The following is a 16,511-nucleotide window of genomic DNA, read 5'->3' on the forward strand; positions in this document are numbered from 1 at the left end:
CCGGCTCTGATCCGGGCCCAGGGGCTACCGCTCCCCACCCCCCGGCCCGCAGACGAGGGGGCGGGTGGGCAGCCACCGCCCCGCCCCACGGGGTCGAGGGGGAGATGGCCCGCCCGTGCCGCAGGCCCCGTACGCCCCGCCCGGCGGGATCATCCGGGGGTTCGTGGGCGGTACCCTGGAGTGTCCCCCGTCCGCGTGAACCCTGGAGTCCGGCTGTGCGCATCGACCTGCACGCCCACTCCACCGCTTCCGACGGCACCGACACCCCCGCCGAGCTGGTGCGCAATGCCGCCGCGGCCGGGCTGGACGTGGTCGCGCTGACCGACCACGACACCGTCGGGGGATACGCCGAGGCCATCGCGGCCCTGCCGGCCGGGCTCACCCTCGTCACCGGTGCCGAGCTGTCCTGCCGGCTCGACGGTGTCGGGCTGCACATGCTGGCGTACCTGTTCGACCCCGACGAGCCCGAGCTCGCCCGCGAGCGGGAGCTCGTGCGGGACGACCGCACCCCCCGCGCCCAGTCCATGGTGGGCAAGCTCCAGGCGCTGGGCGTGGACGTCACCTGGGAGCAGGTGGCCCGGATCGCGGGGAACGGCTCCGTCGGCCGCCCGCACATCGCGACCGCCATGGTCGAGCTGGGGGTCGTCCCCACCGTGTCCGACGCGTTCACCGCGGACTGGCTCGCCGACGGCGGCCGCGCGTACGCCGAGAAGCACGAGCTCGACCCCTTCGACGCCATCCGCCTGGTCAAGGCGGCCGGCGGGGTCACCGTGTTCGCGCACCCCGCCGCCGTCAAGCGCGGGGAGTGCGTGCCCGAGTCCGCGATAGCCGCGCTCGCGGCCGCCGGCCTCGACGGCATCGAGGTGGACCACATGGACCACGACACCGCCACCCGCGCCCGGCTGCGCGGACTGGCCGGGGACCTCGGTCTGCTGACGACCGGCTCCAGCGACTACCACGGCAGCCGCAAGACCTGTCGTCTCGGGGAGTACACGACCGACCCCGAGATCTACGGCGAGATCACGCGTCGCGCGGCGGGGGCCTTCCCCGTGCCCGGCGCCGGTGGAGACGCCCGCGCGTAAGCGCCGCGCCCACACGTCCCCCTCCCGCTTTTTGGTAACACCCCTCACTGCAAGGCATCACTGTGTTTGATTTCGCCGTCTTCGGATCCCTTTTTCTCACGCTTTTTGTGATTATGGACCCCCCGGGGATCACGCCGATCTTCCTCGCCCTGACCTCCGGCCGTCCCGCGAAGGTCCAGCGCCGCATGGCCTGGCAGGCCGTCTGCGTGGCCTTCGGGGTCATCGCCGTCTTCGGCCTCTGCGGCCAGCAGATCCTGGACTACCTGCACGTCTCCGTCCCGGCGCTGATGATCGCCGGTGGTCTGCTGCTCCTGCTGATCGCGCTCGACCTGCTCACGGGCAAGACCGACGAGCCCAAGCAGACCAAGGACGTCAACGTCGCGCTCGTCCCGCTGGGCATGCCGCTGCTGGCCGGCCCCGGTGCGATCGTGTCCGTCATCCTGGCCGTGCAGAAGGCCGACGGGTTCGGCGGCCAGCTCTCCGTCTGGACCGCGATCGCCGCGATGCACGTCGTGCTGTGGCTGACGATGCGCTACTCGCTGGTGATCATCCGGGTCATCAAGGACGGCGGCGTCGTCCTGGTCACCCGCCTCGCCGGCATGATGCTCTCGGCCATCGCCGTCCAGCAGATCATCAACGGCGTGCTCCAGGTGGTCCGCGGCTCCTGAGCCCCGTCACCCGGACATACGAACGCCCCCGCACCGGAATCGGTGCGGGGGCGTTCGGAAATCGTCAGGAGGACGCACTCTCGGCCGGTCGGATCAGGATGCGCTGGCCGATGGCGGCCGCCTGCTGCACGATCCGGTTGACGGAGGCCGCGTCCACGACGGTGCTGTCCACGGCGGTTCCGTCGACGTCGTCCAGGCGCAGAATCTCGAAGCGCACGGCTTCTCCCTTCGTCGGTGTTCTCCTTGCACAGGGGTCAACCGACGCCGCGGGAGAAACATTCCCTACGCTAAGGAAATTTTTTCCCTACCTAACTACCGGCCGCTAAAGGATCGCCAGAAGTCCACTAGGGCACCCGCTGTGACCTGCGGGTTCTCCGCGTTGGGGGAGTGCTCGGCGCCCTCGACCACCACACGGGAAGCAGCCAGACGGACGGCCATCTCGTCCATCAGCGGCACCGGCCAGGCGTAGTCGACCACCCCGGACAGGACCAGCTTCGGCAGCGGCACCGCCGCCAGCTCCGCGACCCGGTCGGGCTCCGAGATCAGCACCCGCCCGGTGGTGATCAGCTGCTCCGGAACGGTGCGCAGCCAGCGTGCGCGCAGGAACGCCGCCAGCTCGGGGGAATCCGGCTCCGCGTCCGCCGGGTCCTGGGCCCGCATCGCCGCCCACACGGCCGGCATGTCCTCGCGCAGCTCCTCCAGCGCCATGACCAGCAGCTTCGTACGGGCCTGCTGTTCCTCCGCGATCGCGGCGGGCCCGCTGCTCATCAGGGTGAGGGAGGCGAAGGGGGCGGCGTCGTGCAGTACCGCGGCGCGCGAGACCAGCCCGCCGAGGGAGTGCCCGACCAGGTGCAGCGGGCCGGAGCCCAGCGCCGTGGCCTGCGCCAGCACGTCGAGGGCCAGCTCCTGGAGCTCGTACGCGGCCTCGTCGCGCGGGCCGGGGGTCTCGTACTGGCCGCGCCCGTCGACGGCGACCACCCGGTAGCCGGCGGCGGCGAGCGGCTCCAGGAGGGCGATGAAGTCCTCCTTGCTGCCCGTGAACCCGGGGACCAGCAGGGCCGTTCCGCGTACGGGCTCACCCGCCTCGTGCACGGCGAACTCGCCGCGGGCGGTGGTCAGGCGGTACGCGCGGGCGACGGACGGCAGGGTGAGGCGCGGCGGCTTGCTCATGGCCCGAGGTTACCGGTCCGTAGCGGGCGGCCGGGTACGGGAACGGCCCCGGCCCCCTCGAAAGGGGACCGGGGCCGTCCTACGGGCGTGCGCCCGGCCGGGTCAGCGGAACCGGCGGGTGGTCCGGACCGGCTCGACCGGCGGGGCCATCTGGAAGTCCGGCTCCGGCGCCGCGGGGGCGACGACCTTGCGGGCCCGGGTCCGCCGGGGCGCGGGCGCCTCGGCGACGGCGCCGGTGACCACGTCGGGGATCGGCGTCGCCACGGCCTTGCGGGTCGGGACCCGGCGCGGCTTGACGGGAGCGGCCTCGGCGGCGGCTACCGGAGCCTCGGCCGCGGGGGCCTCGACCACGGCGGCGGCGGTCTTGCGGGTCCGCGTGCGCTTCGGCTTGGCCGGGGCCTCCTCGGCGACCGGCGCCTCGACGGCCACCGGGGCCTCGGCGACCGGCGCCTCGACCACGGCGGCGGCAGCGGTCTTGCGGGTCCGGGTGCGCTTGGGCTTGGCCGGAGCGGCCTCCTCCGTCACGACCGGAGCCTCGGCGGCGGCCGGAGCCTCGGCCACCGGAGCCTCGGCCGCGGGGGCCTCGACCACGGCGGCCTCCGCCACGGCGGCGACGGCCGCGGCGGTCACGCGGGTCCGGCGCCGGCGCGGCCGGCGCGACTCGTCGGCGGCGGGAGCCTCGGGGGCCAGAGCCTCGGCGGCCGGGGCCTCGGCCACGGCCGGGGACTCCGCGCCCGCCTCGGCGTCCAGCTCGGCACCGCCACGGGTACGGCGGCGCTGGCGCGGCGTACGGGTACGCGCGGGACGCTCCTCGGTCACCACGGCGGCGGCAGCGGCGCCGCGGCCGCCACGGCCACCGCGCCCGCCGGTCTCGCCCAGGTCCTCCAGCTCCTCGGCCTTCAGGCCGGCCCGCGTGCGCTCGGCGCGCGGCAGGATGCCCTTGGTGCCGGCCGGGATGTTCAGCTGCTCGTACAGGTGCGGGGACGTGGAGTACGTCTCCTCGGGCTCGTGGAAGTCGAGCTCCAGAGCCTTGTTGATCAGCTGCCAGCGCGGGATGTCGTCCCAGTCGACCAGGGTGACGGCGGTGCCCTTGTTGCCCGCGCGGCCGGTGCGGCCCACGCGGTGCAGGAAGGTCTTCTCGTCCTCGGGCGTCTGGTAGTTGATGACGTGCGTCACGCCCTCGACGTCGATGCCGCGCGCGGCGACGTCGGTGCACACCAGCACGTCGACCTTGCCGTTGCGGAACGCGCGCAGGGCCTGCTCGCGGGCGCCCTGGCCCAGGTCGCCGTGGACGGCGCCGGAGGCGAAGCCGCGCCGCTCCAGCTGCTCGGCGATGTCGGCCGCCGTGCGCTTGGTACGGCAGAAGATCATGGCGAGCCCGCGGCCCTCGGCCTGCAGGATGCGGGAGACGAGCTCCGGCTTGTCCATGTTGTGCGCGCGGAAGACGTGCTGCGTGATGTTGGCGACGGTGGCGCCCTCGCCGTCCTCGGAGACGGCGCGGATGTGCGTCGGCTGCGACATGTAGCGGCGGGCCAGGCCGATGACCGCGCCCGGCATGGTCGCCGAGAACAGCATCGTCTGGCGCTTCGCGGGCAGCAGGTTCATGATCTTCTCGACGTCGGGCAGGAAGCCCAGGTCGAGCATCTCGTCGGCCTCGTCCAGGACGAGGGCCTTGACGCGGGACAGGTCGAGCTTCTTCTGCCCGGCCAGGTCCAGCAGGCGGCCCGGGGTGCCGACGATCACGTCGACGCCCTTCTTGAGCGCCTCGACCTGCGGCTCGTACGCGCGGCCGCCGTATATGGCGAGGACGCGGACGTTGCGGACCTTGCCCGCGGTCAGCAGGTCGTTGGTGACCTGGGTGCAGAGCTCGCGGGTCGGAACCACCACGAGGGCCTGCGGGGCGTCGGTCAGCTGCTCGGGCTTGGCCCGGCCGGCCTCGACGTCCGCGGGGACGACGACCCGCTCCAGCAGCGGAAGGCCGAAACCGAGCGTCTTGCCGGTTCCGGTCTTCGCCTGGCCGATGACGTCCGTGCCGGAGAGGGCGACGGGGAGGGTCATCTCCTGGATCGGGAAGGGGGACACGATGCCGACGGCTTCCAGGGCCTCGGCGGTCTCGGGAAAGATCCCGAGTTCTCGGAACGTAGTCAGGGTGCTGCCTCTTCTGTGAGACGCGGCGCGAGGCGGCGAGGGGGTCCTACCGTGCCGGGCTTGCAGTACTGCTGTGTACATACAAAGCTGCGCGGGACCACTGGCCTTCGCTCAAGCGCTTCTGCCGCTGAGGGGGCCCCTCGTGCGGATCGGTGCGCATGGACGCACCACCACACAGAGGGCGGTCGGGTGGAGCCGATCGGGCCACCGACCGGGCATCCTCATTCGGATGGCCCGCCGAGTATTCGGCAGGCGCATTACCACTGTACCCCGGAATCGCGCAGGTGTGTCGGGTGAATTCACCAGGTAGGCGTGTTTACGGGGGCCGACAGTGCGCAGGTGTGGTGACTTGTGCGGCCTTTCGGCGGGCTATTGTGCGGAGCATGTCGACCGTAGAAAACGCATCTCCCGCCGACGACGACGCCCAGGAGCAGCCGCAGGGCATCGCCGCCCAGGACTGGGCGACGGCCTCCGCCTCCCCCCAGTACCGGGCCGCCGTCGTGGACCTGCTCGGCGCGCTGGCGTACGGGGAGCTCGCGGCCTTCGAGCGCCTCGCGGAGGACGCGAAGCTCGCGCCCAGCCTGGGTGACAAGGCCGAGCTGGCGAAGATGGCCTCCGCCGAATTCCACCACTTCGAGCGGCTCCGGGACCGCCTCGCGGCCATCGACGCCGAGCCGACCGCCGCCATGGAGCCCTTCGCCAAGGGCGTGGACGACTTCCACCGCCAGACCGCCCCCTCCGACTGGCTGGAGGGCCTGGTCAAGGCCTACGTCGGCGACTCGATCGCCAGCGACTTCTACCGCGAGGTCGCCACCCACCTCGACACCGACACCCGCGCCCTGGTCGTCGGCGTCCTCGACGACACCGGCCACGGCGGCTTCGCCGTCGAGAAGGTCCGCGCCGCGATCGAGGCCGACCCGCGCTGCGGCGGCCGGCTCGCGCTGTGGGCCCGCCGGCTCATGGGCGAGGCCCTCTCGCAGGCGCAGCGCGTGGTCGCCGAGCGCGACGCGCTGTCCACCATGCTGGTCGGCGGTGTCGACGGGATGGCGGCCGGCTTCGACCTGGCGGCCGTCGGCGAGATGTTCACCCGGATCACCAAGGCGCACACCAAGCGCATGGCGGCCCTGGGTCTCGCGGCGTAACCCCCGGCCGGGCTCACCCGGCCCCCGGCCGGGGAACCGGTCGGCGCCGGGCCCGGCTCCAGTCGGGCGCGAGTCCCGCTCAGCCCCCCGACGAGAGCGAAAACGGAGCGCGCCGGGGGGACCTCCCGGAGCCCGCGGCGGGACGCAGCAGCAGCGACAGCACGACGGCCGAGACACCGACGCCGCCCAGCAGCGTCGCGAACAGCGTGTTGTGCCCCGGGCCCAGCGACATGTGCGTCAGGTACGCCCCGAACAGGGCGCCGACCACCCCGCTGACCAGCACCGTTCTGGTGGAGGGCAGTCGCTTCGCGAGGAGCCGCGAGGCGGCGCCGGCCAGTGCGAGGCCGAGCAGACCGGAGCCGAGCGCCTCCATCAGCAGCATCTGGTCACTCCCATGCGTCAGGGCAAACCGGGTCACTGCGGTCCTACCCGAAGCGGAAGAAAGGGAAACGGCCCGGCGGAACCATCCGCCGGGCCGTTTCCTTCGTTCCTCGGTGCCTCGAAGAGCGTCAGAGCGCCCCGAAACCGACCTTGCGCACGCTCGGCTCGCCCAGGTCGACGTACGACAGGCGGTCGGACGGCACGAGGACCTTGCGGCCCTTGATGTCGGTCAGGCTCAGCAGCGGCGCCGTACCGGACAGCGCGGCGGCCACGATGGCCTCCAGCTCCTCGGCGCTCAGGTCGCTCTCCAGCACGATCTCCCGGGGTGCGTGCTGCACGCCGATCTTGACCTCCACGGCTTTGTCCCTCCGACGGTCCGGTTCGCGCGATCAGCCGCGCCGTACCCGGTCCACATTAGCCCGGAGAGGGGACACGATCGGCTCGCGGCGGACACGCTCGCAGCGAACAGTGCCGGTCAGGCCTCCGTGCCGTGCAGCGGGAAACCGGCGATGCCGCGCCACGCCAGCGAGGTCAGCAGCCCCACCGCCGTGTCACGCGCGACCGGGCTCTCGCTGGAGAGCCAGTACCGGGCCACGACCTGCGAGACCCCGCCCAGACCCACCGCCAGCAGCATCGACTCGTCCTTCGACAGGCCGGTGTCCTCGGCGATCACGTCCGAGATGGCCTCGGCGCACTGGAGCGAGACCCGGTCCACGCGCTCGCGCACCGCCGGCTCGTTCGTCAGGTCCGACTCGAAGACCAGCCGGAACGCGCCGCCCTCGTCCTCGACGTACGCGAAGTAGGCGTCCATCGTCGCGGCCACGCGCAGCTTGTTGTCGCTGGTGGACTCCAGCGCTCCCCGCACCGCCTGCAACAGGTTCTCGCAGTGCTGGTCCAGCAGGGCCAGGTACAGGTCGAGCTTGCCGGGGAAGTGCTGGTACAGCACCGGCTTGCTGACGCCGGCGCGCTCGGCGATGTCGTCCATCGCCGCCGCGTGGTAGCCCTGCGCGACGAAAACCTCCTGGGCCGCGCCCAGCAGCTGGTTGCGCCGGGCACGGCGCGGCAGCCGCGTACCCCGCGGACGCGCTGCCTCGGTCTGCTCGATGGCTGTCACGCCGCCTCCCACTTTCTCTAAGAACACAGTGCGCTCTGCGCCGCGCCGCCATCGTACTTTTCGGTAACCGAATCTGGTGGGTTCAAGCCGAGTTTTCTCGCGGTACGGACCGCTTGGACACATGCCTGACACGCTGGTCAGCGCCTGTCGGGGCGGGGGCGGCGGCGGTCAGCGGTAGTCCTCCTCGTCCAGCGGGACCACCCGTGCCTGCTCGGCGGCGTCCGCCTCGGGGGCCTCGCCCGGATCCAGGCCGACGAGCGGGTCGTCGTCCTGCGGCTGGATCTCGATGTGCTGCTCGGCGGCGTCCGCCTCCGGAGCCTCGGTACCGAGGGCGTCCCGGAACCGCTCCCGGAAGGTGTCCGGTTCCGCGGGGTCGACAGTCATTCCGCTCCCCTCGCCTTCGCTCGTACTCACTACGAGCCTAGGAGTATCGGGAGTGCGCCGCCAGACGGTCCTGTGACCGCGAACACAAGAGAACGCAAGGGGTCGGGCGTGATCGTCTCGTAACATTGGCCCATGTCTTCGACCGAGCCGCCGGGCGTACGGTCCACCGCCGAAGCGGCCTCCCAGGTGGGTGCCGTCCGGGTGGCCGAAGGGGAGCAGCTGCGCACCGTCGCGCTGCCGGGCCTGGAAATGAACGTACGTTTCCGGCCACCGCAGCGGGAGGGTCTGCCGCCCGCGCTCTTCGTGCACGGACTCGGCGGTTCCTCCCAGAACTGGTCGGCCCTCATGGAGCGGCTCGCCGGCAGCGTCGACGGCGAGGCCCTGGACCTGCCCGGGTTCGGCTGGTCCCCGCCGCCCGCCGACCGGGACTACTCGGTGACCGCGCTCGCGCGCGCCGTCATCCGCCACCTCGACGCCGCCGGTCGCGGCCCGGTGCACCTCTTCGGCAACTCCCTGGGCGGGGCCGTCTCCACCCGCGTCGCGGCCGTCCGGCCCGACCTGGTGCGGACCCTGACGCTCGTCTCGCCCGCGCTGCCCGAGCTGCGCGTGCAGAAGTCGGCCGTGCCCACCGCCCTGCTGGCGCTGCCGGGCGTGGCCGCGCTGTTCGGGCGGCTCACGGTCGGGCTGACGGCCGAACAACGCACCCGCGGGGTGACGGACCTCTGTTACGGGGACCCCTCACGGGTGACGGCGGAGGGCTTCAGCGCCGCCGTCGAGGAGATGGAGCGGCGCATGGCGCTGCCCTACTTCTGGGACGCGATGACCCGTTCCTCGCGGGGGATCGTCGACGCGTACACCCTCGGCGGGCAACACGGACTGTGGCGCCAGGCCCAGCGCGTGCTGGCGCCGACCCTCCTCGTCTACGGTGGGCGCGACCAACTGGTCTCGTACCGTATGGCGCGCAAGGCCGCCGCGCACTTCCGCGGCTCGCGGCTGCTGAGCCTGCCCGAGGCCGGGCACGTGGCGATGATGGAGTACCCCGAGGTGGTGGCGGCGGCCTTCCAGGAGCTGCTGCGCGACACCGCCGGGCGGGAAACCGACCGAAGTACCGAAGACGGCAAGGGCTGAGGACGTGGGACGACATAGTCGCAAGGGCTCGGCCCCGGTCCGTCCGCAGCCGGAGCCCGAGGCGCCGCAGGCGCCGTACGAGCCGCAGGGGTACGCGGCCGACCCCTACGGGGACGGGCTGTACACCCCCGACCCGTACGAGCCGGCGCCCGCGCCGTACGAGCCGGTGCCCGCGTACGAGGCGCCCTGGCCCGGCAGCGCGGTCGGGGCCGCCGAGCCGACCGTCGTCCACCAGGGGTACGCGCCCCCGAGCGGTGCCCGCCCCGGCGGCCACCCCGAGCACCGGGAAGACGCCGCCTGGGGCACCGGCCCGGCCCCCGCGTCCGCCGCCGTCTACGGGGACTGGCGCGGCGCCCCCCGCGCCACCGCCGCCCCGGCCCCCGCGCCCGCCCCGCGCACCGACACCCCGGCCTTCGGCACCCCCGTGGCCGGCGCCGGGGCGGAGCCCGCCCCGCGCGACCCCTTCACCTCGACCGGCTCGCACCGCCGCGTGCCCGGACCCCGCAAGCCCGAGGCGGCCGCCGCCGCGCCCGCGAGCGGCCGCGGCACGAAGATCCGTACGTACACCGGGATGGCCGCGGCGGCCGTCACCACCGTGCTCGCCGTCGTCGTCGCCGGACAGGTGGCCGCCGACGGCGACTCCGACACCGCCACCCGCGCCGCCGGGGACGACGCCCCGAAGCGCACCCAGACCGACAGTTCCCCGGCCTCCCGCTCCGACGGCCGCCCCACCCCCTCCGTCCCGCCCGCCGCGGCCCCGGCCGCGCAGCCGGCGACGTACGAGCAGCAGATGGCGCAGCAGCTGCCCATCGACGCGAAGCTCACCGGCCCGGGGACCTTCGACACCGTGCCCGGCGTCGCGAAGGCCCCGGGAAAGGGGAAGCGGGTCCGCTACCGGGTCGACGTGGAGCAGGGCCTCGGCATGGACGCGCAGCTGTTCGCCGACGCCGTGCAGCGCACCCTCAACGACCCGCGCAGCTGGGCCCACGGCGGCGCGATGACCTTCGAGCGGGTGCCGGGCGGCGAGGCCGAGTTCGTGATCACCCTGGCCAGCCCGGGGACCACCGGCGTCTGGTGCGCCAAGTCCGGGCTCGACACCACGATCGACAACGTCTCCTGCGACTCCGCGTCCACGGAGCGCGTGATGATCAACGCCTACCGGTGGGGCCAGGGTTCGCAGACCTACGGCGCCGACCAGATGCTCGCCTACCGGCAGATGCTCATCAACCACGAGGTCGGACACCGGCTCGGCCACGGGCACGTCAGCTGCCAGACCCCGGGCGCCCTCGCGCCGATCATGCAGCAGCAGACGAAGTCCCTGGACATCGACAACATCCCCTGCAAGCCCAACCCCTGGGTGCACCCGGGGAGTTGACCGAAGAGTGCGGACGGGCGGCTCGTTCCTTCGTTGACAAGCCGTCCGGTCATCGGTAATTGTTCTCCGCATGTCGCACCGCCACACCTCCGCCGCGAGCGCCGCCATCGAGCTGGCGCTCCTCGGTGTGGCCGCGCACAGCGTGGCCGACATCTTCTGTCGCTGACGCCTGCCCTGAGCGCGCGACCCCATTTTTTCCTTGGCTTCGCCGCGCCCGGGCACCTTCCCTGCCCGCGGGCGCGGCTTCCTGCACTTCCCCGACCGGCCCTTCCGGCACCTCGTGTGCCGGTGGTCCCGGACGCCGTCCTCGCGTGGCCCCCGACGTATCTCCTTCCACGCCGAGAGGTCCCGTTTCCCCATGCTTTCCGCCGGTTCATCCCGCCAGTCCCGCATATCGCGCCGCATCGCCGCGGTCACCGTCAGCCTCGTCCTGGCCGGGGGCGCCGCGGCGTGCGGGCCCGAGGACGCGGCGGGCAAGGCCGGAGGCGAGTCCGGCGGCAAGCCCGGCGCCGCCGGCACCCCGCAGAAGGGCGGCACCCTCACCGTCCTCAACGCCGAGCCGCAGAACGACTTCGACCCGGCCCGGCTCTACACCTCCGGCGGCGGAAACGTCCCTTCGCTGGTCTTCCGCACGCTGACCACCCGCAACCGTGAGGACGGCCCGGCCGGCGCCAAGGTCGTGCCCGACCTGGCCACCGACACGGGCAGGCCCAACGCCGATGCCACGGAGTGGACGTACACCCTCAAGGACGGGCTGAAGTACGAGGACGGCAGCCCGATCACCACCGCCGACATCAAGTACGGCATCGAGCGCTCCTTCGCCGCCGAACTCTCCGGCGGCGCCCCCTACCTGCGGGACTGGCTGGTCGGCGGGGAGGCCTACGAGGGCCCGTACAAGGACGGCGGCAAGGGCCTCGACTCGATCGTGGTCCCCGACGCGAAGACCATCGTCTTCAAACTCCGCAAGCCCGAGGGCGAGTTCCCCTTCCTCGCCACCCAGACGCAGTTCGCTCCCGTGCCCAAGGCCAAGGACACCGGCGCCAAGTACGAGGAGCACCCCGTCTCCTCCGGCCCGTACAAGGTCGTCAAGAACACCGGCGACGGCGAGACCCTGCTGCTGGAACGCAACGAGAACTGGGACCCCAAGACCGACGAGGAGCGCAAGGCCTACCCGGACAGGATCGACGTCCGCTCCGGGCTCGACGCCGCCGTCATCAACCAGCGGCTGTCCACCAGCTCCGGCCCCGACGCCGCCGCCGTCACCACCGACACCAACCTCGGCCCCGCCGAACTCGCCCAGATCGGCGACAACAAGGAGCTCGCGGGCCGCGTCGGCACCGGCCACTTCGGCTACGTCAACTACCTGGCCTTCAACCCGAAGGTCGCCCCGTTCGACAACCCGAAGGTCCGCCAGGCCATCTCGTACGCGATCAACCGCACCAGCGTCGTCAACGCCGCCGGCGGCTCCGCGCTGGCCGAGCCGGCCACCACCTTCCTGCCCGAGCGCGAGGCCTTCGGCTTCACGCCCTACGACCACTTCCCCGCGGGCAGGACGGGCGACCCGGCCAAGGCCAGGGAACTGCTGAAGGAGGCCGGTCACCCCGACGGTCTCACCATCACCCTCACCCACTCCAACGCGCAGAACCGCCAGACCAGCCCCGAGGTCGCCACCGCCGTCCAGCAGGGCCTCGCCGCCGCCGGGATCACCGTCAAGCTGGAGGGCCTGGAGAACAACGCCTTCAACGAGCGCCGCTGGGACGCCAAGAACACCCCCGGCTTCTTCCTCTCCCGCTGGGGCGCCGACTGGCCGTCCGGCGGCCCCTTCCTCGCGCCGATCTTCGACGGCCGGCAGATCGTCACCAACGGCTCCAACTACAACCACGCGCAGCTCAACGACCCGTCCGTGAACACCGAGATCGACGAGATCGCCAAGCTCACCGACCTCGCCGCGGCCGGGAAGCGCTGGGGCGCCCTCGACAAGAAGATCGGCGAGCAGGCCCTCGACATCCCGCTCTTCCACCCGGTCTACAAGCGGCTCGTCGGCAAGGACGTCAAGAACGTCGTGATCAGCGACTGGACCGGCGTCCTCGACATCTCGCAGGTCGCGGTCAAGTGACCCTGCTCCTCGACGGGCCGGCACCGCAGGCCGGGGCCCCCACCCCGGCCGGCGGCGCCGGCCGCCAGGTCTGGCGGCGACTGCGCGCGCGGCCGTCCGCCGCCGCGGCCGCCGCCGTCCTGGCCCTCCTCGTCCTCCTCGCCCTCACCGCCCCCCTCTTCGCACAGCTCACCGGACAGGACCCGAACACCTACCACGACGAGCTCGTCGACTCGGCGCGCGGCGGCGTCCCCCTCGGCTCCTTCGGCGGGATCTCCGCCGACCACTGGCTCGGCGTCGAACCGGGCACCGGCCGCGACCTGTTCACCCGGCTCCTCTACGGCGCGCGCGTCTCCCTCCTCGTGGCCCTCGGCGCGGTCGCCGTGCAGATGCTCGTCGGGGTGAGCGTGGGAATCGCGGCCGCGCTCGGCAGCCGCTTCCTCGGACAGCTCATCGGCCGCTTCACCGACGTGATGATCGCCCTGCCCATGCTGGTGATCGCCATCGCCCTCACGGCCGTCGTCCCGCCCGGCTTCCCCCGGCCGCTGCTGCTCGTCCTCGTCATCGGCCTCTTCGACTGGGGCGGCACCGCCCGCATGGTGCGCTCCCAGACCCTCGCCCTGAGCGGCCTGGACTTCGTCGAGGCCGCCCGGCTCTCCGGCTGGGGGCCCCTGCGCGTCGCCCGCCGGGAACTGCTGCCCTCCCTGGCCGCGCCCGTCATCACCCTCGCCGCGATCAAGGTCCCCAGCGCCATGGTGGCCGAGGCGTCGCTCTCCTTCCTCGGGGTCGGAGTGAAGCCGCCCACCCCCTCCTGGGGGCAGATGCTCTCCAGCGCACAGACCTGGTTCCGTGCCGACCCCGCCTACGTCCTGCTCCCCGCCGGGCTGCTCTTCGTCACCGTGCTGGCCTTCACCGTCCTCGGCGACGCCGTCCGCTCGGCCCTCGACCCGCGCGAGGACTCGCGCCTGCGGGTCGGTACCGGAAAGGAGCGCAAGCCGTGACCCGCTTCGTGCTCAAACGGGCCGGCGGCGCACTGTTCGTGCTGCTCGCCCTGTCCGCCGTCGTCTACGCCCTCTTCTACGTCGCCCCCGGCGACCCCGCCCGCCTCGCCTGCGGGGAGCGCTGCAACCCGCAGCAGATCGCCCAGGTGCGCGAACAGCTCGGCCTGAACGAGCCGGTCGTCACCCAGTACCTGCGCTTCCTGGAGGGACTGCTGGCCGGCCGGGACTACTCCGCCGGCGCCGGGATCGTCCTGCACTGCGACGCGCCCTGCCTCGGGTTCTCGTACCAGAACGACCGGCAGGTCACCCTGCTGCTCCTGGAGCGGCTGCCCGCCACCTTCTCGCTCGCGCTCGGCGCCCTGCTCATCTGGCTCGTCGTCGGCGTCGGCACCGGCCTGCTGTCCGCGCTGCGGCGCGGCGGGGCCACCGAGCGGGCGCTGACCGTGCTCACCCTCGCCGGCACCGGCACCCCCGTCTTCATCCTCGGGCTGCTGCTGCTCATGACCGTCTGCGCCTACCTGCGCTGGCTGCCCTTCCCGACGTACGTGCCCTTCGGCGAGGACCCCGAACAGTGGGCCTGGAACCTGCTGCTGCCCTGGGTGACGCTCGGCCTGTTCGAAAGCGCCAAGTACGCGCGCCTCACCCGCAGTTCCACCCTGGAGACCCTCGCCGAGGACCACATCCGCACCTTCCGCGCCTACGGCGTCGCGGAGCGGGCCGTCGTCACCCGGCACGCGGTGCGCGGCGCCCTCGGACCCGTGATCGCCCTCAGCGCCGTGGACTTCGGCACCCTGGTCGGAGGCGCCGTGCTCACCGAGTCCCTCTTCGGCATCCCCGGCCTCGGCAAGACCCTGATCGACGGCGTGCGGGTCGTGGACCTGCCCGTCGTGGTCGGCGTCGTCCTCGCCATCGGCGCCGCCGTCGTCATCGCGGGCGCCGTCGCCGACCTGCTCCACGCCCTCGCCGACCGAAGGGTGGCCCTCGCATGACCGGCCCGCTGGTGGACGTCACCGACCTCGTGGTCGACTTCCCGGTCGGCGGTCCCGGCAGGTACGTACGGGCCGTGGACGGGGTTTCCTTCACCCTGGAACCCGGCCGCGCCCTGGGCATCGTCGGCGAGTCCGGCAGCGGCAAGTCCACCGTCGCCGCCGCCCTGCTCGGCCTGCACCACGGCACCGGGGCGCGCCTGGCGGGCACCGTCCGGGTCGACGGCACCGACCTGGCCGAAGCCGGCCCGGCACGGCTGCGCGCCCTGCGCGGCGGGACCGCCGCGATGGTCTTCCAGGACCCCCTCAGCTCCCTCGACCCCTACTACGCGGTCGGCGACCAGATCGCCGAGGTGTACCGCGTCCACACCGCCGCCTCCCGCCGGGCCGCCCGGGCCCGGGCGGTCGAGGTCCTGGACCGCGTCGGCATCCCCGACGCGGTACGCCGCTCCCGCGCCCGGCCCCACGAGTTCAGCGGCGGCATGCGCCAGCGCGCGCTCATCGCGATGGCCCTGGCCTGCGAACCGCGGCTGCTGATCGCCGACGAGCCGACCACCGCCCTCGACGTCACCGTCCAGGCCCAGATCCTGGACCTGCTGCACGGGCTGCGCCAGGAGCACGGCCTCGGGCTGCTGCTGGTCACGCACGACGTGGGCGTCGCGGCGGAGAGCGTCGACGAACTGCTGGTCATGCGGGACGGTGCCGCCGTGGAACGGGGCCCGGTCCACCGGGTCCTCTCCGACCCGCAGGCCCCCTACACCCGGGACCTGCTGGCGGCCGTACCGCGGCTGGACGCCCCGCGCACCCCCCGGCTGCGGGTGGTCGCCGGCTCCGGCCCGGCCGCGCCCGAGCCGCAGGCGCCCGTCGTCGAAGCCATCTGCCTGCGAAGGGACTTCGGCCGCGGCAGGCGCAAGGTCAGCGCGGTGGCCGGGGTCTCCCTCACCGTACGGGCCGGTGAGACCCTCGGCATCGTCGGCGAGTCCGGCAGCGGCAAGAGCACCCTCGGGCGGATGCTCGTCGGACTGCTGGAGCCCAGCTCGGGACAGGTCCGGCACGCCGGGACCGAGGCCGCCGGCATCGCGGACGGCGCCCAGATGGTCTTCCAGGACCCCGTCTCCTCCCTCAACCCGCGCCGCTCGGTCGGAGAGTCCATCGCCGACCCGCTGCGCGCCGCCGGAGAGCGCGACGAGGCCGTGATCCGCGCCCGGGTCGACGGGCTCCTGACCCGCGTCGGCCTGGAACCCGCCCACTACGACCGCTACCCGCACGAGTTCAGCGGCGGCCAGCGCCAGCGCGTCGGCATCGCCCGCGCCCTGGCGCCCCGGCCCCGGCTGATCGTCTGCGACGAGCCGGTGTCCGCCCTCGACGTCACCACCCAGGCGCAGGTCACCGCCCTGCTCGCGGAACTCCAGCGGGAACTGGGCATCGCGCTCGTCTTCATCGCGCACGACCTCGCCGTGGTCCGGCAGGTCAGCGACCGGGTCGCCGTCATGCGCGGCGGCGTGGTCGTGGAGGAGGGACCGGTGGAGGAGGTGTACGGCCGGCCCGCCCACGCGTACACGCGACAGCTCCTCGACGCCGTCCCGGCACTCGACCCGGCGCTCGCCGCCGAACGCCGCTCCGCGCGCCGGACCGAACGCCAGGAGGCCTTCGCGTAACGCCCTTCTTAGCGTGCTCGAACGCGAACCGTACGGGAAAGTTACGACTCTTCACCCCTTCCGGTGGGGGGGGGGGGGGAAACCCCCCCCCCCCCCCCCCCCCCGCCCCCCCCTTCCTCCCGGCGCCGATCCGACACCCCCGCCCCACCATCAGAACAAAAGAGGGAGGGGGGGCACCC

17 protein-coding genes are annotated in these 16,511 nt (G+C 73.1%); 10 read left to right on the plus strand and 7 right to left on the minus strand.

All coding sequences use genetic code 11. From position 1 onward, the window contains the following. Positions 1 to 215: 215 nt before the first annotated feature. Both ACZ7IF_RS38460 and ACZ7IF_RS38465 read left to right on the plus strand, forming a co-directional pair. Positions 216 to 1,082, plus strand: a complete 867-nt coding sequence (locus tag ACZ7IF_RS38460; RefSeq protein WP_470981584.1) for a PHP domain-containing protein — start codon at positions 216 to 218, stop codon at positions 1,080 to 1,082. A gap of 62 nt (positions 1,083 to 1,144) precedes the next feature. Then, positions 1,145 to 1,750 carry a MarC family protein gene (locus tag ACZ7IF_RS38465; RefSeq protein WP_007266366.1) on the plus strand — a complete coding sequence of 202 codons (606 nt, stop codon included), beginning with the start codon at positions 1,145 to 1,147 and terminating at the stop codon, positions 1,748 to 1,750. Positions 1,751 to 1,814: 64 nt separating this feature from the next. Here the strand turns inward: ACZ7IF_RS38465 and ACZ7IF_RS38470 are convergent, their stop codons facing one another. The 3 genes from ACZ7IF_RS38470 to ACZ7IF_RS38480 form a co-directional block, all read right to left on the minus strand. Continuing rightward, positions 1,815 to 1,967 (minus strand): hypothetical protein, encoded by a 153-nt coding sequence (locus ACZ7IF_RS38470; protein WP_007266367.1) that lies wholly within the window; start codon positions 1,965 to 1,967, stop codon positions 1,815 to 1,817. 95 nt (positions 1,968 to 2,062) lie between these two features. Beyond that, entirely contained in the window at positions 2,063 to 2,920 is an 858-nt protein-coding gene (locus ACZ7IF_RS38475; protein ID WP_470981586.1) for an alpha/beta fold hydrolase, read from the minus strand. Between the two features lie 102 nt (positions 2,921 to 3,022). Next, positions 3,023 to 5,149, minus strand: a complete 2,127-nt coding sequence (locus ACZ7IF_RS38480) for a DEAD/DEAH box helicase (RefSeq protein ID WP_470981588.1) — start codon at positions 5,147 to 5,149, stop codon at positions 3,023 to 3,025. Between the two features lie 302 nt (positions 5,150 to 5,451). Here ACZ7IF_RS38480 and ACZ7IF_RS38485 point away from each other — a divergent pair, with 302 nt between their 5' ends. Then, positions 5,452 to 6,210 carry a ferritin-like fold-containing protein gene (locus ACZ7IF_RS38485; protein ID WP_125603230.1) on the plus strand — a complete coding sequence of 253 codons (759 nt, stop codon included), beginning with the start codon at positions 5,452 to 5,454 and terminating at the stop codon, positions 6,208 to 6,210. Between the two features lie 79 nt (positions 6,211 to 6,289). Here ACZ7IF_RS38485 and ACZ7IF_RS38490 read toward each other — a convergent pair whose 3' ends face one another. From ACZ7IF_RS38490 to ACZ7IF_RS38505, 4 genes are all read right to left on the minus strand, one after another. Continuing rightward, positions 6,290 to 6,592, minus strand: a complete 303-nt coding sequence (locus ACZ7IF_RS38490) for a hypothetical protein (RefSeq protein WP_470981589.1) — start codon at positions 6,590 to 6,592, stop codon at positions 6,290 to 6,292. A 127-nt stretch (positions 6,593 to 6,719) separates the two neighbouring features. After that, positions 6,720 to 6,947 (minus strand): DUF3107 domain-containing protein, encoded by a 228-nt coding sequence (locus ACZ7IF_RS38495; protein WP_267032810.1) that lies wholly within the window; start codon positions 6,945 to 6,947, stop codon positions 6,720 to 6,722. A 119-nt stretch (positions 6,948 to 7,066) separates the two neighbouring features. After that, positions 7,067 to 7,705: a TetR/AcrR family transcriptional regulator gene (locus tag ACZ7IF_RS38500; protein ID WP_007266374.1), complete on the minus strand. Its 639-nt coding sequence runs from the start codon at positions 7,703 to 7,705 to the stop codon at positions 7,067 to 7,069. Between the two features lie 168 nt (positions 7,706 to 7,873). Beyond that, positions 7,874 to 8,089 carry a hypothetical protein gene (locus ACZ7IF_RS38505; protein ID WP_470981591.1) on the minus strand — a complete coding sequence of 72 codons (216 nt, stop codon included), beginning with the start codon at positions 8,087 to 8,089 and terminating at the stop codon, positions 7,874 to 7,876. Positions 8,090 to 8,221: 132 nt separating this feature from the next. On the opposite strand from ACZ7IF_RS38505, the gene ACZ7IF_RS38510 reads away from it, so the two are divergent. The 7 genes from ACZ7IF_RS38510 to ACZ7IF_RS38540 all read left to right on the plus strand — a co-directional run bounded on the left by ACZ7IF_RS38510 (position 8,222) and on the right by ACZ7IF_RS38540 (position 16,332). Further along, positions 8,222 to 9,217, plus strand: coding sequence for an alpha/beta fold hydrolase (locus ACZ7IF_RS38510; protein WP_470981593.1), 996 nt, complete (start codon positions 8,222 to 8,224; stop codon positions 9,215 to 9,217). Positions 9,218 to 9,221: 4 nt separating this feature from the next. After that, entirely contained in the window at positions 9,222 to 10,592 is a 1,371-nt protein-coding gene (locus ACZ7IF_RS38515; RefSeq protein ID WP_470981595.1) for a DUF3152 domain-containing protein, read from the plus strand. Positions 10,593 to 10,662: 70 nt separating this feature from the next. After that, positions 10,663 to 10,758 (plus strand): Ms4533A family Cys-rich leader peptide, encoded by a 96-nt coding sequence (locus tag ACZ7IF_RS38520; protein WP_312847459.1) that lies wholly within the window; start codon positions 10,663 to 10,665, stop codon positions 10,756 to 10,758. A gap of 192 nt (positions 10,759 to 10,950) precedes the next feature. After that, a complete protein-coding gene (locus ACZ7IF_RS38525; RefSeq protein WP_470981597.1) occupies positions 10,951 to 12,708 on the plus strand; it encodes an ABC transporter substrate-binding protein in 1,758 nt (585 codons plus the stop codon). Continuing rightward, positions 12,705 to 13,688, plus strand: coding sequence for an ABC transporter permease (locus tag ACZ7IF_RS38530; protein WP_470981599.1), 984 nt, complete (start codon positions 12,705 to 12,707; stop codon positions 13,686 to 13,688). Before ACZ7IF_RS38525 ends, ACZ7IF_RS38530 begins: the two co-directional genes overlap by 4 nt. Beyond that, entirely contained in the window at positions 13,685 to 14,677 is a 993-nt protein-coding gene (locus tag ACZ7IF_RS38535) for an ABC transporter permease (RefSeq protein WP_470981601.1), read from the plus strand. The genes ACZ7IF_RS38530 and ACZ7IF_RS38535 overlap by 4 nt, the downstream gene beginning before the upstream one ends. Next, positions 14,674 to 16,332 carry a dipeptide ABC transporter ATP-binding protein gene (locus ACZ7IF_RS38540; RefSeq protein ID WP_470981603.1) on the plus strand — a complete coding sequence of 553 codons (1,659 nt, stop codon included), beginning with the start codon at positions 14,674 to 14,676 and terminating at the stop codon, positions 16,330 to 16,332. The genes ACZ7IF_RS38535 and ACZ7IF_RS38540 overlap by 4 nt, the downstream gene beginning before the upstream one ends. The last annotated feature ends 179 nt before the right edge of the window (positions 16,333 to 16,511 follow it).

This window comes from Streptomyces sp. NPDC037421 (assembly GCF_055602105.1).